This window comes from Acidovorax sp. SRB_24 (assembly GCF_012931925.1).
Window position 1 is genome coordinate 67,598 of sequence record NZ_MWOM01000010.1, and the last position, 24,371, is coordinate 91,968.

The following is a 24,371-nucleotide window of genomic DNA, read 5'->3' on the forward strand; positions in this document are numbered from 1 at the left end:
CCATTGTGGGGCGGCTCAGCGCCGGTCGGTGGGGCGTGCGCTGTGCAGGCGGGTGCGCTCGCGCGCCAGCAGCCGTGCGTACAGCGTGCCGCCCGGCTGCGCCAGCCAGACCGCCGCACCGTGGACGAGCAGGCCCAGGCCCCAGCCGAGCGCGGGAAACAGCGCCCAGGCGCGCCCCTGGTGGGCCGACAGCGCGGCCAGGAACAGGTTGACCGCCACGTAGATGGAGGCATGGACGATCCAGCCCAACTGGGCGCCGGCGCGCTTGCGTGCCAGGGTCTCGATGGCATCGGGGGAAGAAGGGGTGTGCATGGCGTGTCCTCGCAAGGTGGCGGAAGGGCGGTGGAAAAGGCGTCAGGCCGGCAGCAGCAGCGGCCACAGCAGGCGGCCCAGGGTGCGCGAGGGCAGCAGCGTGAAGCCGCCGGCCACGAGGCAGGCCCCCACATAGGTCCATTGCATGGCCTGGCGGTGGCCCGCGATGTTGCGCCGTGCGAGGTGCCGGAAGGCCAGCGCCAGGCCCAGCAGTGTCAGCGGCACAAGCAGGTGGAGGGGCGTGTAGCCGGCGATGTTCGGCAGCGCGGGGTCGCGGATGAACAGGGCCGACAGTGCGGTGGCCAGCATCAGCGTGACCCAGGCATAGCCAAAGGCACGGTGCAGGCGTGGGCGCGGCGTGCGGCCGTGGCGTGCCCACAGCGCCACGGGCCCGAGGGCCGTGGCCGCCAGCGCGGCACAGAGGTGGATGGCGATGGCAGGTGTCATGGGCATGGCGGTCTTTCGGCGAGGTGACGCTGTGCACTGTGCCCAGGGGCGCCGCAGCGCGCCAGCGCCGTGCGACGAAATGCCGCCGCGGCGCCGTGGACCGCCCGGGCACGGCGCCAGTGGCGGCGCTGCGCTGCGGGCCCGCCGATGCCCCCAGGTTTACGTATCTTCGCAATGGCGTCGCAACAAAGCCGGGTTTGTCGTTCTACGATGGTGCGTTGCATGCCGGGCCGGCACGCACTGCACCCCCAGAACACGAACAGGACCGCCATGAATCCGCACGACCCCGAAGCGCCCTCCATTTCCCCCGCGCCCGCACCCGGCCACCGCCCGCCGGGTCGGCGCGCCCGCTGGCTGGGGGCGCTGCTGGCGCTGCTGGCCCTGGCGGTGTTGGGGGGCGCGGCCTGGTTCCTGGTGCAGCGCGCCAACGGCGACGCCGGGGGCGCACCCCGCGGGCCGGGCGGTGGCCGTGCGCCCACGGTGACCGTGGGCGCGGCCGTGGCCAAGGTAGCCGACATTCCGGTGCTGATCGACGCGCTGGGCACCGTGACGCCCGTGACCACGGCGACGCTGCGGCCCCAGGTGTCGGGAGTGCTCACCGAGGTGCTGTTCACCGAAGGCCAGTGGGTCAAGAAGGGCCAGCTGGTCGCGCGGATCGACCCGCGCCCCTTCGAGCAGGCGCTGCTGCAGGCCCAGGGCACGCGCCAGCGCGACGAAGCCCAGCTGGAGAACGCGCGCTTGACGCTGGCGCGCTACCGCACCCTGCTGTCGCAGGACTCGATCGCGCGCCAGGACGTGGACACCCAGGCCGCGCTGGTCAAGCAGCTCGAAGGCACGGTGACGACCGACCTGGCGCAAGAGCGCAGCGCGCGCCTGAACCTCGACTACACGCGCATCACCGCCCCGGTGGCCGGGCGCATCGGACTGCGCAGCGTGGACGCGGGCAACTACGTGGCTTCGGGCACCGCTACCGGCATTGCGACCATCACCCAGACCACGCCGATCGATGTGCAGTTTTCCGTGCCCCAGGACCGTGTGCAGGACATCCAGGCCAGCGCCGGCGCCGCCTCCCTGGCAGCCACCGCCTGGGACCGGGCGCGCACGCGCGCGCTGGCCAGCGGGCGCTTTGCCACGCTCGACAACCTCGTGGACACGGCCACCGGCACCGTCAAGGCGAAGGCGCGCTTCGAGAACGCCGACGGCGCGCTGTTTCCGAACCAGTTCGTGAACGTGCAGCTGCTGCTGCGCACGCTGTCGGCCGTGGTGGTGCCTGTGACTGCGGTGCGCACCGGCGCCAATGGCGACTTCGTCTATGTGATCAACGAAGACCGCACGGTGGCGCTGCGGCCGGTAAAGCGCGGGCAGACCGCCGGCGGCCAGATGGCCATCACCGACGGCCTCAAGGCGGGCGAGCGCGTGGTGACAGAGGGCGGGGACCGCCTCAAGGACGGCGCCACCGTGCAGCTGCCCGGGCAGGGCGGGCAGGGTGCCGGGGCGCGCGCCGCAGGGGCCGGAACAGGCACGGGTGCCGCCGCCAGCGGCCAGCGCCGCCAGCGCCCGGCGCAGAACCCCTGAGCCGGGCCGCTTGCCATGAGCCCGTCCCGCCCGTTCATCGAAAGACCCGTTGCCACCGCGCTGCTGATGGTAGCGATCGTGCTGGCCGGCCTGGTGGGCTTTCGCCTGCTGCCGCTGTCGGCGCTGCCCGAGGTCGACTACCCCACGATCCAGGTGCAGACCCTGTACCCCGGCGCCAGCCCCGAGGTCATGAGCCGCACCGTGAGCGCGCCGCTGGAGCGCCAGTTCGGACAGATGCCGGGGCTCGAGCGCATGGCCTCCACCAGCGCGGCGGGGGTCTCCATCGTCACGCTGCAGTTCGGCCTGGGGCTGGCGCTGGACGTGGCCGAGCAGGAGGTGCAGGCGGCCATCAACGCCGGCGCGTCGCTGCTGCCCACCGACCTGCCCGCGCCGCCGGTGTATGCCAAGGTCAACCCGGCCGACGCGCCAGTGCTCACGCTGGCCATCAGCTCCGGTGCGCTGCCGCTGACCGAGGTGCAGAACCTCGTCAACACCCGGCTGGCGCAGAAGATCAGCCAGGTGCCGGGCGTGGGACTGGTCACGCTGGCGGGCGGGCAGCGCCCGGCCGTGCGCATCCAGGCCGACACCAAGGCGCTGGCCTCGTACGGCATCGGCCTCGATACGCTGCGCACGGCCATCGCCAGCGCCAATGCCAACAGCGCCAAGGGCAGCTTCGACGGGCCGCAGCGCGCCTACACCATCAACGCCAACGACCAGTTGCTCACCGTCGATGACTACAAGAACCTGATCATTTCCTGGAAGGACGGCGCACCGGTGCGCATGGTCAACGTGGCCCGCGTGGTCGAGAGCGCCGAAAACAACCGCCTGGGCGCCTGGGCCGACGAGACGCCGGCCATCATCCTGAACGTGCAGCGCCAGCCGGGCGCGAACGTGATCGCCACCGTCGACAACATCAAGCGGCAGCTGCCCGATCTGGAGGCCGCGCTGCCGCAGTCGGTCAAGCTGCAGGTGCTGTCCGACCGCACCACGGGCATCCGCGCCTCGGTCCACCACGTCGAAGTCGAACTGCTGCTGGCGGTGGCCATGGTGGTGCTGGTGATCTTCTTCTTCCTGCACAGCCTGCGCGCCACGGTGATCGCCAGCCTGGCGGTGCCGATCTCGCTGATCGGCACCTGCGGACTGATGTACCTGCTGGGCTACTCGCTCAACAACCTGAGCCTGATGGCGCTGACGATTGCCACCGGCTTCGTGGTCGATGACGCGATCGTGATGATCGAGAACATCGCGCGCTACCTGGAGGAGGGCGAGCCGCCGTTCCAGGCCGCGCTCAAGGGCGCCACGCAGATCGGCTTCACCATCATCTCGCTCACCGTGTCGCTGATCGCGGTGCTGATTCCGCTGCTGTTCATGAGCGATGTGGTGGGGCGGCTGTTCCGCGAGTTTGCGGTCACGCTGGCCATCACCATCCTGATCTCGGCCGTGGTCTCCCTCACGCTGGTGCCCATGATGTCGGCGCGCTGGCTGCGCAGCGAGCCGCACGGCGCGGCCGCACGCGGTGTGGGCGGCGCCATCCAGCGCGGTTTCGACCGCGTGGTGGTCCGCTACGACCGCTGGCTGCAGTGGGTGCTGCGCCACCAGGGCGCGACGCTGGTGGTGGCGCTGTTCACGCTGGCGCTCACCGTGCTGCTCTACGTGGTGATTCCCAAGGGGCTGTTCCCCACGCAGGACACGGGCCAGCTGCAGGCGCGCATCGTGGCTTCGCAGGACGTGTCGTACGAGCGCATGGAGGCCCTGCAGCAGGCGGCTGCGCGCGCCATCCTGCAAGACCCCGAGGTGCAGTCGCTCAGCTCCTTCATCGGCGTCGATGCGGCCAACAACACCATGCTCAACTCGGGACGCATGCTCATCAACTTGAAGCCTGTGCGCGGCGCGCAGGAGGCCACCATGCAGCGTCTGCGCGAACGCGTGCAGGCCGTGGCCGGTGTCACGCTGTACCTGCAGCCCACGCAGGACCTGACCATCGACACCGAAACGGGGCCCACGGAATACCGCCTCTCGATCGGCGGCGTGGACGCGGCGCAGGTCAACGAATGGACGCGCAAGCTCGTCGAGCGCCTGCACAGCGTGCCCGAGGTGCGCAACGCCACCACCGATGCGGACGCGCAAGGCCTGTCGGCCTATGTGGACATCGACCGCAACACGGCCTCGCGCCTGTCGGTCACCGCCAGCGCGGTGGACGACACGCTCTACAGCGCGTTCGGCCAGCGCATCGTCTCGACGATCTTCACGGAAACCAACCAGTACCGGGTGATCCTTGAAGCGCAGCAGGAGCATCTCGACTCCCCCGCCGCGCTGGGCACGCTGCAACTGCGCAGCGGCGGCGGCGCCACCCCGCTGAATGCGGTGGCCACCATCCGCGAGCAGCTGGCCCCGCTGCAGATCACGCGGGTGGCGCAGTACCCGGCGGCCACGCTGGGCTTCGACAAGGCCGCAGGCGTGTCGCTGGGCCACGCGGTGGACGCGATCAAGGTGGCGGCGCGCGACATGGGCATGCCCGCCGCGCTGTCGATCGAGTTTCTGGGTGCGGCCGGCGCCTATGAAAAATCGCTCTCCAGCCAGCTCTGGCTGATCCTGGCGGCCATGGTGTGCGTCTACATCGTGCTCGGGGTGCTGTACGAGAGCTACATCCACCCGCTGACCATCCTGTCCACGCTGCCCTCGGCCGGCGTGGGCGCGCTGCTGGCGCTGATGGTCTCGGGCAATGACCTCGGAGTGATCGGCATCATCGGCATCATCCTGCTGATCGGGATCGTCAAGAAGAACGCCATCATGATGATCGACTTCGCCATCGACGCCGAGCGCCACCAGGGCATGGGCCCGCAGGAGGCCATCCACCAGGCGGCGCTGCTGCGCTTTCGTCCGATCCTGATGACCACGCTGGCCGCCCTGTTTGCTGCGCTGCCGCTGATGCTGGGTTGGGGCGACGGCGCCGAGCTGCGGCGCCCGCTGGGCCTGGCCATTTTTGGCGGCCTGGTCCTGAGCCAGCTGCTCACGCTGTTCACCACGCCCGTCATCTACCTGGCGTTTGACCGCCTGGGCCGGCGTTGGACGGGCCACGGCACGGCGCAAGCGCCCGTGCAGCACGGGGCAGCGCCATGAACCTGTCGCGCCCGTTCGTCGAGCGGCCCGTAGCCACGGTGCTGCTGACCATCGGCCTGGCGCTGGCGGGCATTGCCGCGTTCTTCCTGTTGCCGGTCTCGCCGCTGCCGCAGGTGGACTACCCGGCGATCTCGGTGTCGGCGTCGCTGCCGGGCGCCAGCCCCGAAACCATGGCCACCAGCGTGGCGACGCCGCTCGAACGCCGCCTGGGCATCATTGCCGGCGTCAATGAGATGACGTCGAGCAGCTCCAACGGCTCGGCGCGCGTGAGCCTGCAGTTCGATTTGAGCCGCAACATCGACAGCGCCGCGCGCGAAGTGCAGGCCGCCATCAACGCCGCGCGCGTTGACCTGCCGGCCACGCTGCGCAGCAACCCCACGTACCGCAAGCGCAACCCGGCCGATGCACCCGTGGTCATCCTGGCGCTGACTTCGCCCACGCGCTCGCCGGGCGCCATCTACGACGCGGTCTCCAACATCGTGAGCCAGCGCCTCTCGCAGGTCGAGGGCGTGGGCGAGGTCGAGATCGGCGGCGGCTCGCTGCCCGCCGTGCGCGTTGAGCTGCTGCCCTTTGCGCTGAACCGCTACGGCATCAGCACCGAAGACGTGCGCGCCGCCATCCAGGCCTCGAACGCCAACCGCCCCAAGGGCGCCATCGAAGGCGATGGCCGGCGCCTGCAGATCTACACCCCCGACCCCGCCCGCAAGGCAGCGCAGTACGCCGCGCTGGTGGTGGCCTGGCGCAACGACGCGGCCGTGCGCCTGGGCGATGTGGCGCGGGTGATCGATGGGGTCGAGAACACGCGCACCCTGGGCCTGTTCAACGGCGAGCCGGCCATCATCGTGCTGGTCACGCGCCAGCCCGGCGCCAACATCATCGAGACCGTGGACGGCGTGCGTGCCCTGCTGCCCGAACTGCAGGCGCAGCTGCCCCAGGACATCCACATCGCCGTGGCGTCGGACAGCACCAACTCCATCCGCGCGTCGCTGCGCGAAATCGAGTTCACGCTGATGGCCTCCATCGCGCTCGTGGTGCTGGTGGTCGGGCTGTTCTTGCGCAAGGCGCGCGCCACGGTGATCCCGGCGGTGGCCACCGTGGTGTCGCTGCTGGGCACCTTCGCCATCATGTACCTGCTCGGGTTCAGCCTCAACAACCTGAGCCTGATGGCGCTCACCGTGGCCACCGGCTTCGTGGTCGACGACGCCATCGTGGTGCTCGAGAACACCACGCGCCACATCGAGGCCGGCATGGACCGCATGGCGGCGGCGCTGCAGGGCGCGCGCGAGGTCGGTTTCACGGTGCTGTCGATCAGCCTGTCGCTGGTGGCCGTGTTCATTCCGCTGTTGTTCATGGAAGGGCAGGTGGGACGGCTGTTCCGCGAGTTCGCCATCACCTTGTCGGCAGCGGTCATGATCTCGCTCGTGGTGTCGCTCACCACCACGCCCATGATGTGCGCGTGGCTGCTGCGCGCGCCCGGACAGGACAAGCCGCCGTCGGCGCTGTCGCGCTGGGCCGAGCGCGGCTACAACGCCATGCTGCGCGGCTACGGCCACGCGCTCGACTGGGCGCTGGCCAGCAAGGCGCTGGTGCTGCTGGTCCTGCTGGCCGTGATCGGGCTCAACGTCTACCTGTTCGCCAAGATCCCCAAGGGCTACTTCCCGCAGCAGGACAACGGCCAGCTCAATGCGGGCCTGCGGGCCGACCAGAGCATCTCGTCCGATGCCCTGGCGCGCAAGCTGCGCCAGGCGGTCGACATCATCCGCAAGGACCCGGCCGTGGACACGGTGGTGGGCTTTTCCGGCGGCAGCCGCGCCGGCGGCGGCTTCATGTTCGTCAACTTGAAGCCCGTGGGGCAGCGCAGCGACGGCACGCCGGCCGTCATCGACCGGCTGCGCCCACAGCTCAACCAGATCACCGGTCTGCGCGTGTTCCTGAACCCGGTGCAGGACCTGCGCATGGGCGGGCGCTCAAGCAACTCCAGCTACCAGTACACCCTGCAAAGCGACAACCTGGCCGACATGCGGCTGTGGGCCACGCGCCTGGCCGACCGCTTGCGCCAGGAAACGCTGCTCACCGATGTGGACACCGACCAGGCCGACAACGGCGTCGAGACCTATGTCGAGGTGGACCGCGCCAGCGCTTCGCGCCTGGGCGTCAGCGCCGCAGCAGTGAACAGTGCGCTCTACAACGCCTTTGGCCAGCGCACGGTGGCCACGATCTACAGCGAACTGAACCAGTATTCCGTGATCATGGAATGGGCGCCCGAATACACCAAGGGTCCGCCCGCGCTCGGCGACATCTTTGTCGCCGCCAACCCCGCAGGCACGGTGGGCATGGCCGCCAACCCGGGCCAGCGCGGGGCGTCCACCGGGCAGGTGCTGAGCAATACGCCGTCCACCATGGTGCCGCTCAGCGCCATCGCGCGGGTGGTGGAGCGGGCCTCACCGACCTCGGTCAACCACCAGGACGGCGAGCTGGCCACCACCATCTCCTTCAATCTGGAGGCCAACACCTCGCTCGGCCAGGCGCGCCAGATCATTGCGCAGGCCGAGGCCGACATTGCCATGCCCACCAATGTGCGCGGCAGCTTCCAGGGCACGGCGCTGAGCTTTCAGCAGTCGCAGGGGCAGCAGCTGTTCCTGATCCTGGCGGCGCTGGTGGTGATCTACATCGTGCTTGGCGTGCTCTACGAGAGCCTGATCCACCCGCTCACGGTGCTCACCACGCTGCCCTCGGCCGGCGTCGGGGCGGTGCTGGCACTGCTGCTGTTCAAGATGGAATTCACCATCATTGCGCTGATCGGGGTGTTCCTGCTGATCGGCATCGTGAAGAAAAACGCGATCCTGATCATCGACTTCGCGCTGGAGGCCGAGCGCGCCCAAGGCCTCACGGCGCTGGCCGCCGTGCGCGAGGCCTGCATGCTGCGCTTTCGGCCCATCCTCATGACCACCCTGGCGGCGGCGCTGGGCGCCTTGCCGCTGGCCATCGGCTTTGGCCAGGGGTCCGAGCTGCGCCAGCCGCTGGGCGTGGCCATCATCGGCGGCCTCGTGGCCAGCCAGCTGCTGACATTGCTGACCACGCCGGTGGTCTATGTGCTGCTCGACAAGCTGCGCCGTCCCGCCCCCAACGAACAACAACTGAGCCGCACCGCTTCGAGCAGCCCTGCGGTCCCCTGACGCAAAGCCCCCATGATTGTTCACGCAAGCCTTCTCCCGCCCAGGGCCTATGCCACCCGCACGGCGCGCCTGTCCAGCCTGGCGCTGGCGCTGGCGCTTACCGCCTGCTCCGTGGCACCGGTGTACCAGCGCCCCGGCATCGCCACCCCCGTCGCGTTCAAGGAGGCCGGGGCCCTGTGGCAGCCCGCCGCCCCCGCCGATGCGCTCGACCGCGGGCCCTGGTGGACGCTGTTCCAGGACGCCGAACTCAACCGCCTGGCCGTGCAGGTGCAGCTGTCCAACCAGAACATCGCCGCCGCCGTGGCCGCTTATGCCCAGGCGCAGGCCCTGGTGCGCGAGCAGCGCGCGGCGCTGTTTCCGTCGCTGGGGGCGTCGGCCGGCGCATCGCGCGCGGGCGGCGGCGGCAGCAGCCGCAGCGGCACGGCCGTGCAGGCGGCGTTGGGGGCGGACTGGGCGCCCGACCTGTGGGGGCGGCTGGGGAGCGCGGTGGACAGCGCCGCGGCCGGCGCGCAGGCGAGCGAGGCCGACCTCGCATCCGCGCGCCTGTCGGCGGTCGGCGCGCTGGTGGCGGCCTACTTCCAGTTGCGCGAGGCCGATGCCGAAATCGCCCTGCTGCTGGCCACGGTGGAGGGCTACGAGCGCAGCCTGCAGATCACGCAGAACCGCTACGCCGCCGGCGTGGTCGCTCGCACCGATGTGCTGCAGGCGCAGACGCAGCGTGCCAACGCGCTCGCCGACCTGGCGACGGCGCGGCAGAACCGTGCCCGTTTCGAGCACGCGGTGGCCGTGCTGACCGGCGTGGCCCCGGCCGATTTTTCGCTGCCCCCGGCGCCGTGGGAGACCACGGTGCCCGCGGTGCCGCCCGGCATTCCGTCGACGCTGCTGCAGCGCCGGCCCGACATTGCTGCGGCAGAGCGTGCGGTGGCGGCGGCCAATGCGCAGGTGGGCGTGCAGCGCTCGGCCTACTTTCCCAGCGTGAGCCTGAGCGCCTCGCTCGGGCGCACTGGCTCCAGCGTCAGCGGGCTGTTCGGGGCGTCGGGCGCCGTGTGGTCGCTGGGCGTTTCGGTCGCGCAGACGCTGTTCGATGCCGGCGCCATTGCCGCGCGCGTGCAGGGCGCCGAGGCGGGCCGTGACGCCAAGGTGGCGCTGTACCGCCAGACGGTGCTGACCGCCTTCCAGAGCGTCGAAGACCAGCTCAGCGCGCTGCGCACACTGCAGGAGCAGGAGCCGCTGCGCCAGGAAGCGGTGTTTGCCGCCGAGCGCACCGAGCAGCAACTGCTCAACCGCTACCGCGAAGGCCAGGTCAGCTACACCGAGGTGGTGACGGCCCAGGTGTCGGCGCTGTCGGCGCGCCGCGCCTTGCTCCAGTTGCAGGTCAGCCGGCAGTTGGCCGCGGCCAGCCTGGTGCAGGCGCTGGGCGGCGGCTGGCAGGCGCCGTGGGGCGGTGCGCCTGCGTGAGCCGCGCGCACGCGGATAATCCCACCACTTATTTCAAGGAGTACCAGTGGACGTTGTGTTGTGGGGCAAGGCCGCCATCATGGGAGTGGTCGAGGGTCTGACCGAATTTCTGCCCATTTCCTCGACCGGGCACCTGATCCTGGCGGGCTCGCTGCTCGGGTTCGACGATGCCAAGGCCAAGGTGTTCGACATCGCCATCCAGACCGGCGCCATCTTCGCGGTGATCCTGGTCTATTGGCAAAAGCTCCGGGCCACGCTGGTGGCGCTGCCAACCGAGCGGCAGGCGCAGCGCTTTGCGCTCAATGTGCTGATCGGATTCCTGCCCGCCGTGGTGCTGGGGCTGCTGTTCGGCAAGGCCATCAAGGAGCATCTGTTCACCCCGGTGGTGGTCGCCAGCACCTTCATCGTCGGCGGCTTCATCATCCTGTGGGCCGAGCGGCGCCCGGCGACCGCCACGCGCGTGCCGGAAGTGGACGACATGACGCCGCTCGATGCGCTGAAGGTGGGCCTGGTGCAGTGCCTGGCCATGGTGCCGGGCACCAGCCGCAGCGGCGCCACCATCATAGGCGGCATGGTGCTGGGGCTCTCGCGCAAGGCGGCGACCGACTATTCGTTCTTCCTGGCCATCCCGACGCTGATCGGCGCCGGCGTGTACAGCCTCTACAAAGAGCGCGCCCTGCTGTCTGCCAGCGATCTGCCGATCTTCGCCATCGGCCTGCTGTTCTCGTTCCTGAGTGCCTGGCTGTGCGTGCGCTGGCTGCTGCGCTACATCAGCACGCACAGCTTTGTCGCCTTTGCCTACTACCGCATCGTTTTTGGCGTCGTGGTGCTCGTCACGGCGTGGATGGGCTGGGTGCGCTGGGCGGACTCATAATGCGGCCATGAACGCCTCCATCCCCTCCGCCCGCCGCGCTGCCGGCGTGGCCGCCTGCCTGGCGGCCGGATTGGGGGGATGGCTGTCCGCGCAGGCGCAGGCGCAGGGCGGGGCCGAGGCGGCGCCCGGGCAGGGGCCGGGGCCCGTGCTGGCCATCGCGCCGGCTGCTGACCTGCCCCCCGAGCTGCGGGCCGTGCCCGACCCCGGCCCGGACCCGGTGGTGCCGGAGGGCGCAGCGAACCGCCTCAACTATGTGCTCGGTGCGGCGGTGGGCCTGGGTCCCGCGTACACCGGCAGCGACGAGCGCAAGACCGCGTTGCGGCCAGTGCTGGCGCTGCAATACGGACGCTTTCGCCTGAGCTCGTCGCGCGGCAGCTCCCTCATGGGTTACGGCATCGAATCGCGCGAGGGCGGCGCCAGCGTCACCCTGGCGCAGCGCGAGCGCTTGAGCTTCAGTGCGTCGCTGCGCATCGACGGTGGACGCAGCAGCGCCGACGCCCTGCGGCTGGCCGGACTGCCCGAAGTGCGCTCCACCCTGCGCGGCCGCCTGGGCTTGGGCTACGCCCTGAGCGAGCGCTGGTCCCTGGGCGCGGGCCTGTCGCAAGACCTGCTGGGCCGCAGCGGTGGCGCGCAGGGCAATGTCGGCCTGCGCTATGTCTTGCCGATCACGGCGCAAACCCAACTGGGCATGGGCGTGGGTGCGGCATTTGCCGACGGCACCTACATGCGCGGCCGTTTTGGCGTGCCGGCCTCGGCCGCCGGCACGACCAGTCCTCTGCCTTTCTTTGACCCGGGCGGCGGCCTGTACGGGGTGGATGCGGGCATGGACCTGATGGTGGCGCTCAACCGCCACTGGGTGGCCTTTGGCGGCGTGGGCGTTTCGCAGCTGCGCGGCGATGCGCGCCGCAGCCCGCTCACCGTGCGCGCCACGTCGTACAGCGTTTCTGCCGGAGTGGCCTACCGCTGCTGCCGCTGAGCGCTGCGCCTGGGCTCAGGCGCGGGGCAGCGCGGCCAGATTCAGCAGCGACGCCTCGATGGCCGCCGCCGTGGCCAGGGGCTGCTCCATCGGAAACAGGTGGCCGCCGTCGAGCATCGTGATGCGACCCGCCGTCACCCGCTGCGTCAGTGCCATGCCGACCTGGCGCATCTCGACCGACGCGATCCCGCCAATGAAGGCCGCAGGGCAGCGCAGCGGGCTCTGGCGCAGCAGGCTGCCCAGGTTGTGCGGCAAGGTGTTGTAGATGGCGGTTTCCACGGCGCGGTCAAAGCCCAGCACGCGGCGGCCGCCTTCGTCGTGCAGGCCGTGCTCCACATAGTCCTGCAGCATCTGCGGGTGCCAGTGCGCAAAGGCCTTTTTCTTGCGAAAGTGCTCGAGCGCCTCCTCGTTGCTGGCCCAGCTCATGCGGCGCTGGCGGCTCACGCGGCCGGGCGAGACGGCGCCCACCACCTGCGCGCGCTTGGCCATGCCCACGGTGGTGGCGCGCCAGCCGCCGATCAGCGGCGAGTCGAGCATCAGCACGCCGCGCACCAGCTGCGGGTGGCGGGCAGCCGCCATCACGCTCAGGATGCCGCCGAGCGAGTGGCCCACGAGGTACACCGGTTCGTGCAATGCCTGCACCTGCGCGGCGGCAAAGTCGGCCAGCTGCTGCACCAGGTGCGGCCAGTTGCTGGTCACGGGGTACTGCGGGTCGTGGCCAAAGCGGTCCACGGCGCTAACGCCAAAGCCGCGCTGGCGCAGGTGATCGAACAGCAGCCGGTAGGTGCCGGCCGGAAAGCTGTTGCCGTGCGAAAAGACGATCTGGGTCATGGACAGGGGGCCGAATGGGAGGGGAAGCGCAGCGCTCAGACGAGCTTGTCGCGCGGGGTGGTGATTTTTTGCAGCGGCCTGCAGCGCGCGGTGGGCACCATGATGGGCACGGTGCTGGTGCTGCCGCTCCACTCGGGGTCTTCGATGCTGTCGAACACCTGGCGCAGCTTGTCACCCCAGCTGTCGTGCAGCATGCGGAAATAGGGGTTGCTCTCGTCGATGCAGACGATCTTGTCAGAGGCAAAGCGGTCGGCTTCGTACAGCACCAGGTCCAGCGGCAGGCCCACCGAGAGGTTGGACTTGAGCGTGCTGTCCATCGACACCAGCGCGCACTTGGCCGCCTCGTCGAGCGGCGTGTCGGGCGTGAGCACGCGGTCGAGCACGGGTTTGCCGTATTTCGATTCGCCCACCTGGAAGTAGGGTGTCTCGGGCGTGGCCTCGATGAAGTTGCCCGCCGAATACACCTGGAACAGGCGCATGCCCTCACCGCGGACCTGCCCGCCCAGCACCAGCGAGACATTGAAGTCCACGCCCGCGCGCTTGAGCGCCGCACCGTCGCGCTCGTGCACATGGCGCACGGCCGCGCCCAGCACGCGCGCGGCGTCGAACAGGCTCCGGGCGTTCCAGATGGTGAGCGGCTCGGCTTCGTCGCGCTCGGTCAGCTGGGTGGTCTGCAAGATTTCGCGCACCGATTGCGAGATCGACAGGTTGCCCGCCGACAGCAACACCATGAAGCGCTCACCGGTCTTTTCGTAGACCATCATCTTGCGAAACGAGCTGATCTGGTCGAGCCCGGCGTTGGTGCGGGAGTCGGACAGGAAAACCAGCCCGGCGTTGAGTTTGATGGCGACGCAATACGTCATGGGGGTGCAGGAAAAGGGTGAGGCAGGCAGTGTAGTGCCGCGCCCCGGGAACCTGAACCCGTTCCCAGCCACCGCGGCGGGCCGCCGTGGCGCCCCTGCCTAGTATCAAAAGAATAGCTGCCAGCGCTTGTCCCGAAAGCGTCAGAGGCAGATTTGATGCCAAACCGCCTGGCCGGCAGCGCAGCCTGCGGGCCGGTGCCCGGCGTGGCGCGGCGGGCCTTAGTTCGCGCCCAGCCTTTTGAGCTGGTAGAGCGCCTCGAGCGCCTCGCGCGGGCTCAGGGTGTCGGGCTCGAGGGCGGCGAGCGCGGCCTCCAGCGGGCCGGGGCCGTGGGCCTGCGCGGGCTCGGGCGGGGCGGCGAACAGGTCGACCTGCAGCTCGCCCTCGCCGGCACGCGCTTCGAGCGCGGCCAGCGCGTGGCGCGCATGGTGCAGCACCGGCGCCGGCATGCCAGCGAGCTTGGCGACCTGGATGCCGTAGCTGCGGCTGGCCGGGCCGCTTTGCAGCTCGTGCAGGAACACGATGTCGGCGCCCGATTCGGCCGCGGCCACGTGCATGTTGACGGCGTGGCGTGCCTTGACGGGCAGCTCGGTCAGCTCGAAGTAGTGCGTGGCAAACAGCGTGAAGGCACGCGTCTTATCGTGCAGCTGCGTGGCGATGCCGCTGGCCAGGGCCAGGCCGTCGAAGGTGCTGGTGCCGCGGCCGATCTCGTCCATCAGCACCAGGCTGTGCGGCGTGGCGGCGTGCAGGATCTGCGCGGCCTCGAGCATCTCCAGCATGAAGGTGGACTGTGCATTGGCCAGGTCGTCGGCCGCGCCGATGCGCGTGTGGATGGCGTCGATGGGCCCCAGGCGGCAACTGGCGGCGGGCACGTGGCTGCCCACGCTGGCCAGCAGCACGATCAGCGCCACCTGGCGCATGTAGGTCGACTTGCCGCCCATGTTGGGGCCGGTGATGACCTGCATGCGCGTGTTCAGGCTCAGGCGCGTGGTGTTGGCAATGAAGGCGCCGCCGCCGGTCTCCATCAGGCGCGCCTCGACCACCGGGTGGCGCCCGGCCTCGATGTCGATGCAGGGTTCGGGCGTGAACTGAGGCGCGCACCAGTTCAAGGTAAGTGAGCGCTCGGCCAGGGTGCACAGCACATCGAGCGTGGCCAGCGCGTGGGCCAGGCGGGTGAGCTGCGGCACATGCGCCTGCAGCTGGTTGAGCACCTGCTCGTACAGCCACTTCTCGCGCGAGAGCGCCCGCTCCTGCGCCGACAGGGCCTTGTCCTCGAAGGCCTTGAGCTCGGGCGTGGTGAAGCGCTCGGCGTTCTTGAGGGTCTGGCGGCGGCGGTAGTCGTCCGGCACCTTGCTCGCCTGGCCCTGCGTGACCTCGATGTAGAAGCCGTGCACCTTGTTGAACTGCACGCGCAGGTTGGCGATGCCGGTGCGCGCGCGCTCGCGCGTTTCCAGGGCCAGCAGGAAGGCGTCGCAGTCGGTCTGGATGGCGCGCAGTTCGTCGAGCTCGGCGTCGAAGCCGCCGGCGATCACGCCGCCGTCGCGCACCAGGGCCGCGGGCTCTTCGGCGATGGCGCGCTGCAGCAGCTCGGCACAGCCCGGTGGCGGCTGCAGTGCCGCAAAAATTTGGATCAAAAACGGCTCAGACGCAGGACCAGCTTGCGCTAGCAGCTGCGCTTTTTGTAGCGTCTTGGCCAGCGCCACGAGTTCGCGCGGGCGCACTTGGCGCAGCGCGGTGCGCGCCGTGATGCGTTCCACGTCGGCCACGCCCTTGAGCGCGGCGCGCAGCGCCTGCCAGGGCCCGCCGCTGCCGGCGCCGCGCAGCGCCGTGGTGGCGGCCAGGCGCTGGCGCGCTTCGCTGCGGTCGCGCCGGGGCTCCAGCATCCAGGCCTTGAGCAGGCGGCTGCCCATGCCCGTCATGCAGGTGTCGAGCAGCGACAGCAGCGTCGGCGCGTCTTCGCCGCGCAGCGTCCTGACGAGTTCGAGGTTGCGCCGCGTGCTCGCGGGCAGGTCGATCAGTTCGCCCGCGCGCTGCACCTGCACGCTGTGCACATGGGTGAGCTGGCGGCCCTGCGTGTGTTCGGCGTAGTGCAGCAGCGCGGCGGCGGCGGCGTGCGCCTCGGCCAGGTCCTGCGCGCCCCAGGCCTGCAGGCTGGCGGCGCCCAGGTGTTCGCGCAGTGTGCGCTCGCCCAGGCCGGCGTCGAACTGCCAGTCGGGCCGCGGCGACAGCGGGCAGGCGAAGGCGCCGCCCTGGCGCAGCGCCTGCAGTTGCTGCTCGAAGCGCTCGGTCACGCCGGCGCTGTAGACCAGCTCGCTGGGCGCGATGCGCGCCAGCCACGGGCCCAGTTCGTCGCTGGCGCACTCGGCCAGGTGCACACGGCCCTGCGTCACGCTCAGCCACGCCAGGCCGCAGCGCGCGCGCGCGCCCTGGTGCACGGCGAGCAGCAGCGACTCGGATTTGTCGGACAGCAGTTCGGCATCGGTCAGCGTGCCGGGCGTGACCACGCGCACCACCTTGCGCTCGACCGGCCCCTTGCTGGCGCCCACTTCGCCGATCTGCTCGCAGATCGCCACCGATTCGCCGAGCTTGATGAGCCGCGCCAGGTAGTTTTCGAGCGCATGGAAGGGCACCCCCGCCATCACCACCGGCTGGCCGGCCGACTGCCCGCGCTGGGTCAGCGTGATGTCGAGCAGGCGCGAGGCCTTCTCGGCATCGGCGAAGAACAGCTCGTAAAAATCGCCCATGCGGTAGAACAGGAGCGTCTCGGGATACCCGGCCTTGAGCGCAAGGTACTGGGCCATCATGGGCGTGTGGTGTTCAAACGGAGCGGACATGCAGGGGCGGCAGCAAAAGAGGCGGTCACTTTAGCAGCAGGGGTGCCGGCGCCGCAGGGGCCTGGGTGGGCACCGGCCGCAGGGCGAGGGCCCTGCGCGAGGCGCTCTCCCGGGCAGGTGCGGGTGCCGGAGAGGGGCCGGCGCAGGGTGCAGCGCCCGGCTGCAGCGGCAGCCGGCAGGGCGCAGGCCGGTCAGAGCGGGGCGTCTTCGGCGCTGGGGGCGGGCTGGGCGGGCGCGTCGGGTGCTGCCGGCGTCGGGGCCTCTGCCTCGGCTTCGGCGGCATCGGCCTGGCGCAGCGCGGCCTTTTCGCCGGCGCCGGCAAACTTGCTGTATTTGCCCAGGATCGGCACCAGCTGGCCATAGATGCGCGGGCAGCCCGCCAGGCATTCCTGCTGCTCGAGGAAATCGGCCTCGCCCGTGAAGTTGCCCACCAGGCCGCCGGCTTCGGTCACCAGCAGCGAGCCGGCGGCCACGTCCCAGATCGACAGACCCGATTCAAAGAAGCCTTCGGTGAAGCCGGCGGCCACGTAGGCCAGGTCCAGCGCCGCAGCGCCGGGGCGGCGCAGGCCGGCCGTGCGGGGCATGACGTCGGCCATCATGCGCAGGTAGTTCTTGAAGTTGTCGCCGGGGCGGAACGGAAAGCCGGTGGACAGCAGGCTGTCCTTGAGCTGCGTGCGCTTGCTCACGCGGATGCGGCGCTCGTTCATGTAGGCGCCGCGGCCCTTGGTGGCCGTGAACAGGTCGTTGCGCGAGGGGTCGTACACGACGGCCTGCTCGATCTTGCCCTGCACGGCCAGCGCGATGCTGACGCAGTAGACCGGAAAGCCGTGGATGAAGTTGGTGGTGCCGTCCAGCGGGTCGATGATCCAGACGAACTGGGAATCCTTGGCGCCGTGCTGGCTGCCCGATTCTTCGGCCAGGATGCCGTGGCCGGGGTAGGCCGTGAGCAGCGTCTCGATGATGGCCTGCTCGCTGGCGTGGTCGACCTCGGTGACGAAGTCGTTGATCTGCTTCTGCGAGATGCGCACTGCCTCCACGTCCAGGGCCGCGCGGTTGATGAGCGCGCCGGCGGCGCGGGCGGCCTTGATGGCCACGTTGAGCATGGGGTGGAGGTTGGACGACATAGATTGTGGTGAAGGGGCAGGGGCCCCGTGCGGGGGCCTGGAACCGGCGATGCGGCGACAAAGGGGGACGATTCTACCCGCTGCGGATGCGCCGGGTGGCGCGCCGCGCTGCGGCGCGGACTGCTTCGACCGGGCCGCGCAACCGCGCGGCCCCGCGTTCACGGAAGCCGCAGCAGCTGCGACTCGGGTACCACGACCTGCTGCACCGGGCCGTTGCCCAGGCTGAATTCGACGCGCAGGCTCTTGCGCACATGGGGTGCCGGGTCCACACCGGCCAGGTCGTTGCCGACGGCAACCTCCAGCCGCCCCTCGCGCTGGAAGCTGCGCAGCCGCTCGGTGATGTCGACCTGGCGGTAGCCGTCGCCGTAGAGCGCGCGGTGGATGTTCAGCCGCCCGTACCCGCCGGCGTTCCCCGGCCGGTCGCGCCCGGCGCTGAACTGCGCGCCATCCACCCAGCTGCCGTCGGGGTATTCATAGACATGCACCTGGCCGCCGGGCCCTGTGGCATGGATGCGCAGCGTCTTGAGCTGGCCGGGCGCGGGGTCGCCACGGAACAGCGACGGATGGACCTGGAAGCGCTGGTCGCGCTGCACCCATTGCCGCACGGGTTCGCTCACATCGACGCGGGACTCTTCCGTGCCATAGGTGGCCTGCTGGACCTGGCCGCCGCCGCCGTGCCAGCCGCCCTGGCCGCCGTCCGGCCTGCCGGCGGGGCCGCGGCCCGCGCCCCATTCGCCGCCGCGCCAGCCGATGAACTGCGCGCCGTCCACCCAGCTGCCCTCGGGGTAGTCGAAGGTGCGCAGCTGGCCGTCCTGCCCGCGCGCATAGATGCGCAGCATCTTGCGCTGGCCGGGGGCCGGGTCGGCCTGGAACAGGTCGTTGCTGAGCAGGAAACGCTGGTCCCGGCGCGCGAGCTGCTGCAGCCTCTGCGTCGCGTCGATGTTGTGCTGGGCGGTGCCATACAGCGCCTGCTCGATGCGGTAGAGGCCAGCGTCGCCGCGCTGGGCCCAGGCGCTGGACGACAGCACCAGGGCGAACAGGCAGAGCAGCCAGCTGCCCAGGGTTCTGGTGGCGGGGAGGGGAGTGTGCATGGGGGGCCTTTCTTGCGAAGGTGACAGGGTGGGGCCCCAGGCCGGGCGGCGCGGCCGCGGCCGGGGTTCAAGTGAATAACGCTTGGCATGCGCTGGCAGCGCACAGCGGACGCGCCCCGAACAGAGTTTTACACCGGCAGCCGGTGCGGCGCGGCGACGACAATGGCGGGCTGCCTGCGGCCGCACGCCGTTGATTCCTTTCCTTTCTCTCTCGACCTTCGCCATGCGCACCCGTTTCATCCTCATCCAGACCAGCCACGCCGGCAATGTCGGCGCGGCCGCACGCGCCATGAAAACCATGGGCTTTGACGACCTGGTGCTGGTCGCACCGCGCTGGCCCAACGTGCTGCGGCGCGAGGAAACCATCCAGCGCGCCAGCGGCGCCCTCGACGTGCTGCGCAATGCGCGCATCGTCGACACGCTCGACGAGGCGCTCGATGGCACGAGCCACCTGTGCGCCACGGCGATGACGCCGCGCGACTTCGGTCCGCCCACGTCGGCGCCGCGCCCGTACTTCGAGTCGCTATTGAAAAGAGAGCTTGCAGCGCAAGCGCAGCAAGCGCTGGAGCCAGAAAACACCGTGAACTCCAGCGCCAGCACCGAAGCCGGCGTGGCTTTTCTGTTCGGCTGCGAGCGCTTCGGCATGGCCAACGAGGACGTCTACCGCTGCCACGTCGCGCTGCAGATCCCGACCAACCCCGGCTTTGGCTCGCTCAACTTGGGCGCCGCCATCCAGGTGATTGCCTACGAGTGGCGCCTGGCGCTGGGCGGCTTTGCGGCGCCCGCGCCCACGCCACCCACGCCGGCGCTGGTGCGCGCCGACGCCGCGCAGGTGGCGGGCATGCTGGCGCACTGGGAGCAGGCGCTCGTGGACATCGGCTTCCTCGACCCGGCCGCGCCCAAGAAGCTGATGCCGAGGCTCAACCAGATGTTCAACCGCGCGCAGCTGCTGCCCGAGGAAATCCACATCCTGCGCGGTGTTGCCAAAGCCATGATCGAGGCGGCGCGGGCAAAGCACTAAACTGCTTTTTTCCATTTGTTGCACCCACACCGCTCCATGTTCACCCGCCTGCGCTCCGATATCCAGTGCATTCTCGAGCGCGACCCAGCTGCGCGCACCCGCTGGGAGGTGCTGACCTGCTACCCCGGCCTGCACGCGCTGGTGCTGCACCGGCGTGCGCACTGGTGCTGGACGCACGGTTTCAAGTGGCTCGGGCGCTTCATTTCGCACCTCTCGCGCTGGTTCACCGGCATTGAGATCCACCCCGGCGCAAAAATCGCCAGCTGCGTCTTTATCGACCACGGCATGGGCGTGGTGATCGGCGAAACCGCCGAAATCGGCCCGGGCTGCACCATCTACCACGGCGTCACGCTGGGTGGCACCTCGCTCTACAAGGGCGCCAAGCGCCATCCCACGCTGGGGCGCAACGTCATCGTGGGCGCGGGCGCGCAAGTGCTCGGCGGCTTCATGGTGGGCGACGGCGCCAAGGTCGGCAGCAACGCGGTCGTCACCAAGCCCGTGCCTGCCGGTGCCACGGCCGTCGGCAACCCGGCGCGCATCATCGCCGCCGACTCCGACGCGCGGCGCGAGGAGGCAGCCTCGAAGATGGGCTTCTCGGCCTATGGCGTCACGCAGAACGACGACCCGCTCTCGCAGGCCCTGCGCGGCCTGATCGACAACGCCGGCGCGCAGGAGCACCAGATCGCGCTGCTGTGGCAGGCGATCGAGAAGCTCGCCGCCACGCCGCAAGTCCACGATTGCGTGCCCGGTGACGCTGCGCGCCAGGAAAACTTCGAGGCCGACAAGCTCAACGCGCTGATCGGCAAATAGCGCCCCGGCGGGCGCCGACCCCGGGCGGCCCGGCAAGGCCGCCCTTCATTTTTGAGGAGACCCCCCCGATGGACGTGTTCCAGGCCCTGCACCAGCGCCGCTCCGTGCGCGCCTTCTTGCCCCAGGCGCCCAGCGCCGACGCGGTGCGCACCCTGATGCAAGCCGCCGCGCGCGCGGCCTCGGGCGGCAACCTGCAGCCATGGCGCGTGCTGGCGCTCACGGGCGAGCCGCTGGCCGACGTGCTGGCCGCCGTGGCCCGGGCCGCGCCCGAGCAGGACGCCAACCAGACCTCGTACCCGCCCAGCCTGTGGGAGCCTTACCGCACGCGCCGTTTTGCCAATGGCGAAGACCTGTACCGCAGCATCGGCATTGCGCGCGACGACAAGGCGGGGCGCCTGGAGCAGCTGGCCAAGAATGCCGAGTTCTTCGGCGCGCCGGTCGGCCTGTTCGTCTGCGTCGACCAGCGCATGGGCCAGGCGCAGTGGGTGGACCTGGGCATCTATCTGCAGTCGCTGATGCTGGCGGCCGTCGACCAGGGCCTGGCCACCTGCGCGCAGGGCTTCTGGCGCCGCTACGAGCGCAGCCTGGCCGCGCACCTGCAGCTGCCCGAACCCTACCGCGTGGCCTTTGGCGTGGCGCTCGGCTACGAGGACACGGCCGCGCCCATCAACACGCTGCAGGCCTCGCGCGCGCCCTTGCACGAGTGGGCCGATCTGCGCGGGTTTTGACGCGCGGGCAGCGCGCACTCTCGAAAAGTGAGCAACTTGGGCTGATTGGGTATGCGTTTGAGGCCATTTTGATCTGATGGACGCACTTCGCTGCACGGCTTACGCCCTTGCGGGAACGGACAAGCGCGCGACAGGAAATGCGGGTCAGGTGGCGCGTGCGCCCGGCCTGGGTCCGACGGGCTCCCAGACCCGATGGAAATCCCCGGCGGGGTACAGGTCCCCGTCCGCGCTCACTCCACGGTGATCTTGTTGTCCTTGACGACCGTGGCCATCGCAGGCACCTCGGCCTTGAGCCAGGCGGTGAAATCGGCAGGGCTCATGGCCGACGGCTCGGCGCCCAGCGTGGTCAGGCGCTCGCGCACGTCGGGCAGCGCCGTGATGCGGGTGACCTCCGCGTTCAGCTTGTCGACCACCGGCTTGGGCGTGCCGGCCGGCGCCAGCAGGCCCTGCCAGCTGCCGGTGAGGAAGCCCGGCAGCGTCTCGGCCACCGTCGGTGCGTCGGGGACCTGCGCATTGCGCTTGGCGCTGGACAGCGCGATCAGCTTGATCTTGCCGGACCGCACATGCGGGTAGGTGGCCACCATGCCGTTGAACGTCACGTCGACCTGGCCACCGATCAGGTCGGTCATGGCCTGGGAGCCGCCCTTGTAGGGCACGTAGCCCCATTCGATGCCGGCGCGCTGTGCGAACACCACGCCGGCCAGGTGGGTGGCGCTGCCCATGCCCGCGGCCGCCGCATAGTTGACCTTGCCTTTCTGCGCCTTGGCCCAGGCGATCAGTTCGGCCGTGGTGTTGGCCGGCACATTGGCGCTGGCCACCAGCAGGTGGGGCGAGTAGGCCACCATGGCGGCCGGCGCGAAATCGTTCTGCACGTTGAACGGCAGCTTGTACAGCGCCGGTGCGATGGCCAGGTTGCCCACGTCCATCAGCACCAGGGTGTAGCCATCGGCGGGTGACTTGGCCACCAGGTCGGCGCCCAGGTTGCCGCTGGCGCCTGGGCGGTTTTCCACCACCACGGGCTGGCCCCAGTTCTCGGACATCTTCTGGCCGAGGATGCGGGCCAGCACGTCGGAAGTGCCACCGGCTGGAAACGGCACGACGATCTTGATCGGTTTGGTCGGCCAGGCCGCGGGGGCCTGCGCGAAGGCGCCGGGTGTGGCCAGCGCGCAGGCGCTCAGTGCCAGCAGGCGGACGAGTTTGTGGTTCATGTGCTTGTCTCCGGTGAGTCGGCCGGCGCACGTGGCGCCGGCGGGTTGCTGTATTGGGAAAGGGTCACGCTCAGGCCGTCGGCGCCGCCACGGCCACCCGGCCGGTGGCGAAGAAGGATTGCAGGTTGGCCAGCACCAGTTCGGCCATGGCGCGGCGCGTCTCGTGCGTGGCGCTGGCCACGTGCGGCAGCAGCACCACGTTGTCCAGCGACAGCAGGGCCTCGGGCACGCGCGGTTCGTCCTGATAGACGTCCAGCCCGGCACCGGCGATGGCGCCCGATTGCAGCGCCTGCACCAGGGCCGCCTCGTCGACCACGCTGCCGCGCGAGACGTTGACCAGGAAGCCCTGCGGGCCGAGTGCCTGCAGGACCTGCGCCTCGATCAGGTGCCGCGTCTCGGTGCCGCCGGCGGTGATGACGACCAGGAAGTCGGCCCAGCGCGCCAACTCCAGCAGCGCCGGCTCGTGCGCCCAGGGCGCGCCGGCCACCGCGCGGCGGCTGTGGTAGCGCACGTCCATGTCGAAGCCGCCGGCGCGGCGCGCGATGGTCTGGCCGATGCGTCCCAGGCCGACGATGCCCAGCCGCGCGCCGCTGACCTTACGCCCCAGGCCGAAGACCTGGCCGCTGGCCCAGCGGCCGGCGCGCACGAAGCGGTCCGCCTCGGCGGTGCGGCGCGCCACGTCGAGCAGCAGCGCGAAGGCGGTGTCGGCAACGCAGTCGTTGAGCACGTCGGGCGTGTAGCCGACGGCGATGCCGCGCGCATGCGCCGCCGTGAGGTCGATGCGGTCGAGGCCGACGCCGAAGCTGGAGATCACGCGCAGCGATGGCAGTGCGCCGATCAGTGCGGTCGGCGCGCCAGTGCCGCCAGCGGAGGTGACCAGGCCGGCGAAGTCGGCACCGTGGCGCGCCAGAAAGGCGTCCGGGTCGGCCTCGTCGGCGAGGCGGTGCAGCGCGTAGTCGGCCGCCAGGCGCTGTTCAAGGGCCGGCAACAGCCGGCCGGCCTGCAGGATGCGGTGCTTCACTGCGCTGCCAGAGCATGGTCGGCCATGATCTCGATCGCCTGCACGAGGGCCGAGTGGTCTTGGTCCTGCAGGCCGTGGGCCGCGCAGATTTGCATGAGCTGGGCGGCGTTGGCCGTGCCGGGCAGCGCCACACCCAGGGCGCGCGCGCCCTGCAGCGCCAGGCCCAGGTCCTTCTGGTGCAGGCCGATGCGAAAGCCCGGGTCGAACGTGCGTTTGATCATGCGCTCGCCGTGCACCTCTAGGATGCGGCTGGACGCGAAACCGCCCATCAGCGCCTGGCGCACCTTGGCCGGGTCGGCGCCGGCCTTGCTGGCAAACACCAGCGCTTCGGAGACCGCGGCGATGTTCAGCGCGACGATGATCTGGTTGGCCACCTTGCAGGTCTGGCCGTCGCCGTTGGCGCCGACGTGGGTGATGTTCTTGCCCATGCGTTCAAACAGCGGCAGCACGCGCGCGAACGCGGCCTCGGGCCCGCCCACCATGATGGTCAGCGTGCCCGCCTTGGCGCCCACTTCGCCGCCCGAGACCGGGGCGTCGAGGTAATCGCAGCCCAGGGCGTTGATCTGCTGCGCGAAGGCCTTGGTCTCGATTGGCGAGATCGAGCTCATGTCCACCACTACTTTGCCCGCGGTGAGGCCCTGGGCCACGCCGTGCTCGCCAAACAGCACCTTTTGCACGTCGGGCGTGTCGGGCAGCATGGTGATGACGATGTCGGCGTGCTGCGCCACCTCGCGCGCGTTGGCGCAGGCGGTGGCGCCGCGCTCTGCCAGGGCAGCCGGCACCTGGCGGCGCGTGTGGACGAAAAGCCGGTGGCCGGCGTCGATGAGCTGGCCGCACATGGGCGCGCCCATGATGCCCAGGCCGATGAATCCGATGTTCATGACAATTCCTGTGGAAGTGAGAG

At 70.2% G+C, this 24,371-nt stretch carries 19 protein-coding genes; 9 read left to right on the forward strand and 10 right to left on the reverse strand.

Annotated features, from left to right (window positions below):
• Nucleotides 1-15 precede the first annotated feature (15 nt).
• Together B2J89_RS05440 and B2J89_RS05445 are read right to left on the reverse strand one after the other, a co-directional pair.
• Nucleotides 16-312 carry a 2TM domain-containing protein gene (locus tag B2J89_RS05440; protein WP_169168213.1) on the reverse strand — a complete coding sequence of 99 codons (297 nt, stop codon included), beginning with the start codon at nucleotides 310-312 and terminating at the stop codon, nucleotides 16-18.
• A gap of 42 nt (nucleotides 313-354) precedes the next feature.
• Complete coding sequence (locus B2J89_RS05445) at nucleotides 355-765, reverse strand: DUF2306 domain-containing protein (protein ID WP_169168214.1); 411 nt, start codon at nucleotides 763-765, stop codon at nucleotides 355-357.
• A gap of 264 nt (nucleotides 766-1,029) precedes the next feature.
• Between B2J89_RS05445 and B2J89_RS05450 the strand changes: the two genes are divergently transcribed.
• From B2J89_RS05450 to B2J89_RS05475, 6 genes are read left to right on the forward strand one after another with little or no spacing between them, the layout of a single operon-like run.
• Nucleotides 1,030-2,334 (forward strand): efflux RND transporter periplasmic adaptor subunit, encoded by a 1,305-nt coding sequence (locus tag B2J89_RS05450; protein WP_169168215.1) that lies wholly within the window; start codon nucleotides 1,030-1,032, stop codon nucleotides 2,332-2,334.
• Nucleotides 2,335-2,349: 15 nt separating this feature from the next.
• Complete coding sequence (locus B2J89_RS05455; RefSeq protein ID WP_169168216.1) at nucleotides 2,350-5,454, forward strand: efflux RND transporter permease subunit; 3,105 nt, start codon at nucleotides 2,350-2,352, stop codon at nucleotides 5,452-5,454.
• A complete protein-coding gene (locus tag B2J89_RS05460) occupies nucleotides 5,451-8,630 on the forward strand; it encodes an efflux RND transporter permease subunit (RefSeq protein ID WP_169168217.1) in 3,180 nt (1,059 codons plus the stop codon). Before B2J89_RS05455 ends, B2J89_RS05460 begins: the two co-directional genes overlap by 4 nt.
• Before the next feature lie 12 nt (nucleotides 8,631-8,642).
• Nucleotides 8,643-10,088: an efflux transporter outer membrane subunit gene (locus tag B2J89_RS05465; protein ID WP_169168218.1), complete on the forward strand. Its 1,446-nt coding sequence runs from the start codon at nucleotides 8,643-8,645 to the stop codon at nucleotides 10,086-10,088.
• Nucleotides 10,089-10,134: 46 nt separating this feature from the next.
• Nucleotides 10,135-10,962 carry an undecaprenyl-diphosphate phosphatase gene (locus B2J89_RS05470; protein WP_169168219.1) on the forward strand — a complete coding sequence of 276 codons (828 nt, stop codon included), beginning with the start codon at nucleotides 10,135-10,137 and terminating at the stop codon, nucleotides 10,960-10,962.
• A gap of 7 nt (nucleotides 10,963-10,969) precedes the next feature.
• On the forward strand, nucleotides 10,970-11,938 hold the full coding sequence (locus tag B2J89_RS05475; RefSeq protein WP_169168220.1) for a MipA/OmpV family protein: 969 nt from the start codon (nucleotides 10,970-10,972) through the stop codon (nucleotides 11,936-11,938).
• A 15-nt stretch (nucleotides 11,939-11,953) separates the two neighbouring features.
• Here the strand turns inward: B2J89_RS05475 and B2J89_RS05480 are convergent, their stop codons facing one another.
• The 5 genes from B2J89_RS05480 to B2J89_RS05500 all read right to left on the reverse strand — a co-directional run bounded on the left by B2J89_RS05480 (nucleotide 11,954) and on the right by B2J89_RS05500 (nucleotide 18,679).
• Complete coding sequence (locus tag B2J89_RS05480) at nucleotides 11,954-12,769, reverse strand: alpha/beta fold hydrolase (protein WP_169168221.1); 816 nt, start codon at nucleotides 12,767-12,769, stop codon at nucleotides 11,954-11,956.
• Between the two features lie 35 nt (nucleotides 12,770-12,804).
• On the reverse strand, nucleotides 12,805-13,632 hold the full coding sequence (locus tag B2J89_RS05485; protein ID WP_169168222.1) for a proteasome-type protease: 828 nt from the start codon (nucleotides 13,630-13,632) through the stop codon (nucleotides 12,805-12,807).
• A 219-nt stretch (nucleotides 13,633-13,851) separates the two neighbouring features.
• Complete coding sequence (mutS, locus tag B2J89_RS05490; RefSeq protein WP_169168223.1) at nucleotides 13,852-16,464, reverse strand: DNA mismatch repair protein MutS; 2,613 nt, start codon at nucleotides 16,462-16,464, stop codon at nucleotides 13,852-13,854.
• Between the two features lie 191 nt (nucleotides 16,465-16,655).
• Entirely contained in the window at nucleotides 16,656-17,588 is a 933-nt protein-coding gene (locus B2J89_RS05495; RefSeq protein WP_169168224.1) for an inositol monophosphatase family protein, read from the reverse strand.
• A 158-nt stretch (nucleotides 17,589-17,746) separates the two neighbouring features.
• Entirely contained in the window at nucleotides 17,747-18,679 is a 933-nt protein-coding gene (locus B2J89_RS05500) for a hypothetical protein (protein ID WP_169168225.1), read from the reverse strand.
• A 223-nt stretch (nucleotides 18,680-18,902) separates the two neighbouring features.
• On the opposite strand from B2J89_RS05500, the gene B2J89_RS05505 reads away from it, so the two are divergent.
• From B2J89_RS05505 to B2J89_RS05515, 3 genes are all read left to right on the forward strand, one after another.
• Complete coding sequence (locus B2J89_RS05505; protein WP_169168226.1) at nucleotides 18,903-19,700, forward strand: RNA methyltransferase; 798 nt, start codon at nucleotides 18,903-18,905, stop codon at nucleotides 19,698-19,700.
• A gap of 36 nt (nucleotides 19,701-19,736) precedes the next feature.
• Entirely contained in the window at nucleotides 19,737-20,510 is a 774-nt protein-coding gene (gene cysE / locus B2J89_RS05510; RefSeq protein WP_169168227.1) for a serine O-acetyltransferase, read from the forward strand.
• Between the two features lie 68 nt (nucleotides 20,511-20,578).
• Nucleotides 20,579-21,238, forward strand: coding sequence for a nitroreductase (locus B2J89_RS05515; RefSeq protein ID WP_169168228.1), 660 nt, complete (start codon nucleotides 20,579-20,581; stop codon nucleotides 21,236-21,238).
• A 230-nt stretch (nucleotides 21,239-21,468) separates the two neighbouring features.
• Here the strand turns inward: B2J89_RS05515 and B2J89_RS05520 are convergent, their stop codons facing one another.
• The 3 genes from B2J89_RS05520 to B2J89_RS05530 all read right to left on the reverse strand — a co-directional run bounded on the left by B2J89_RS05520 (nucleotide 21,469) and on the right by B2J89_RS05530 (nucleotide 24,348).
• Nucleotides 21,469-22,446, reverse strand: coding sequence for a tripartite tricarboxylate transporter substrate binding protein (locus B2J89_RS05520; RefSeq protein WP_169168229.1), 978 nt, complete (start codon nucleotides 22,444-22,446; stop codon nucleotides 21,469-21,471).
• Nucleotides 22,447-22,516: 70 nt separating this feature from the next.
• Nucleotides 22,517-23,467, reverse strand: a complete 951-nt coding sequence (locus B2J89_RS05525) for a 2-hydroxyacid dehydrogenase (RefSeq protein ID WP_169168230.1) — start codon at nucleotides 23,465-23,467, stop codon at nucleotides 22,517-22,519.
• Nucleotides 23,464-24,348 carry a 2-hydroxy-3-oxopropionate reductase gene (locus B2J89_RS05530; RefSeq protein WP_169168231.1) on the reverse strand — a complete coding sequence of 295 codons (885 nt, stop codon included), beginning with the start codon at nucleotides 24,346-24,348 and terminating at the stop codon, nucleotides 23,464-23,466. Before B2J89_RS05530 ends, B2J89_RS05525 begins: the two co-directional genes overlap by 4 nt.
• Between the last annotated feature and the right edge of the window lie 23 nt (nucleotides 24,349-24,371).

Excerpts from the sequence above, each read along its gene's own strand:
- B2J89_RS05495 (WP_169168224.1), bottom strand. The coding sequence starts at position 17,588 with ATGTCGTCCAACCTCCACCCCATGCTCAACGTGGCCATCAAGGCCGCC.
- B2J89_RS05520 (WP_169168229.1), bottom strand. The coding sequence starts at position 22,446 with ATGAACCACAAACTCGTCCGCCTGCTGGCACTGAGCGCCTGCGCGCTG.
- B2J89_RS05515 (WP_169168228.1), top strand. The coding sequence starts at position 20,579 with ATGGACGTGTTCCAGGCCCTGCACCAGCGCCGCTCCGTGCGCGCCTTC.
- cysE (WP_169168227.1), top strand. The coding sequence starts at position 19,737 with ATGTTCACCCGCCTGCGCTCCGATATCCAGTGCATTCTCGAGCGCGAC.
- B2J89_RS05460 (WP_169168217.1), top strand. The coding sequence starts at position 5,451 with ATGAACCTGTCGCGCCCGTTCGTCGAGCGGCCCGTAGCCACGGTGCTG.
- B2J89_RS05480 (WP_169168221.1), bottom strand. The coding sequence starts at position 12,769 with ATGACCCAGATCGTCTTTTCGCACGGCAACAGCTTTCCGGCCGGCACC.
- B2J89_RS05445 (WP_169168214.1), bottom strand. The coding sequence starts at position 765 with ATGCCCATGACACCTGCCATCGCCATCCACCTCTGTGCCGCGCTGGCG.
- B2J89_RS05530 (WP_169168231.1), bottom strand. The coding sequence starts at position 24,348 with ATGAACATCGGATTCATCGGCCTGGGCATCATGGGCGCGCCCATGTGC.
- B2J89_RS05505 (WP_169168226.1), top strand. The coding sequence starts at position 18,903 with ATGCGCACCCGTTTCATCCTCATCCAGACCAGCCACGCCGGCAATGTC.
- B2J89_RS05450 (WP_169168215.1), top strand. The coding sequence starts at position 1,030 with ATGAATCCGCACGACCCCGAAGCGCCCTCCATTTCCCCCGCGCCCGCA.
- B2J89_RS05475 (WP_169168220.1), top strand. The coding sequence starts at position 10,970 with ATGAACGCCTCCATCCCCTCCGCCCGCCGCGCTGCCGGCGTGGCCGCC.
- B2J89_RS05455 (WP_169168216.1), top strand. The coding sequence starts at position 2,350 with ATGAGCCCGTCCCGCCCGTTCATCGAAAGACCCGTTGCCACCGCGCTG.
- B2J89_RS05500 (WP_169168225.1), bottom strand. The coding sequence starts at position 18,679 with ATGCACACTCCCCTCCCCGCCACCAGAACCCTGGGCAGCTGGCTGCTC.
- mutS (WP_169168223.1), bottom strand. The coding sequence starts at position 16,464 with ATGTCCGCTCCGTTTGAACACCACACGCCCATGATGGCCCAGTACCTT.
- B2J89_RS05440 (WP_169168213.1), bottom strand. The coding sequence starts at position 312 with ATGCACACCCCTTCTTCCCCCGATGCCATCGAGACCCTGGCACGCAAG.
- B2J89_RS05465 (WP_169168218.1), top strand. The coding sequence starts at position 8,643 with ATGATTGTTCACGCAAGCCTTCTCCCGCCCAGGGCCTATGCCACCCGC.
- B2J89_RS05485 (WP_169168222.1), bottom strand. The coding sequence starts at position 13,632 with ATGACGTATTGCGTCGCCATCAAACTCAACGCCGGGCTGGTTTTCCTG.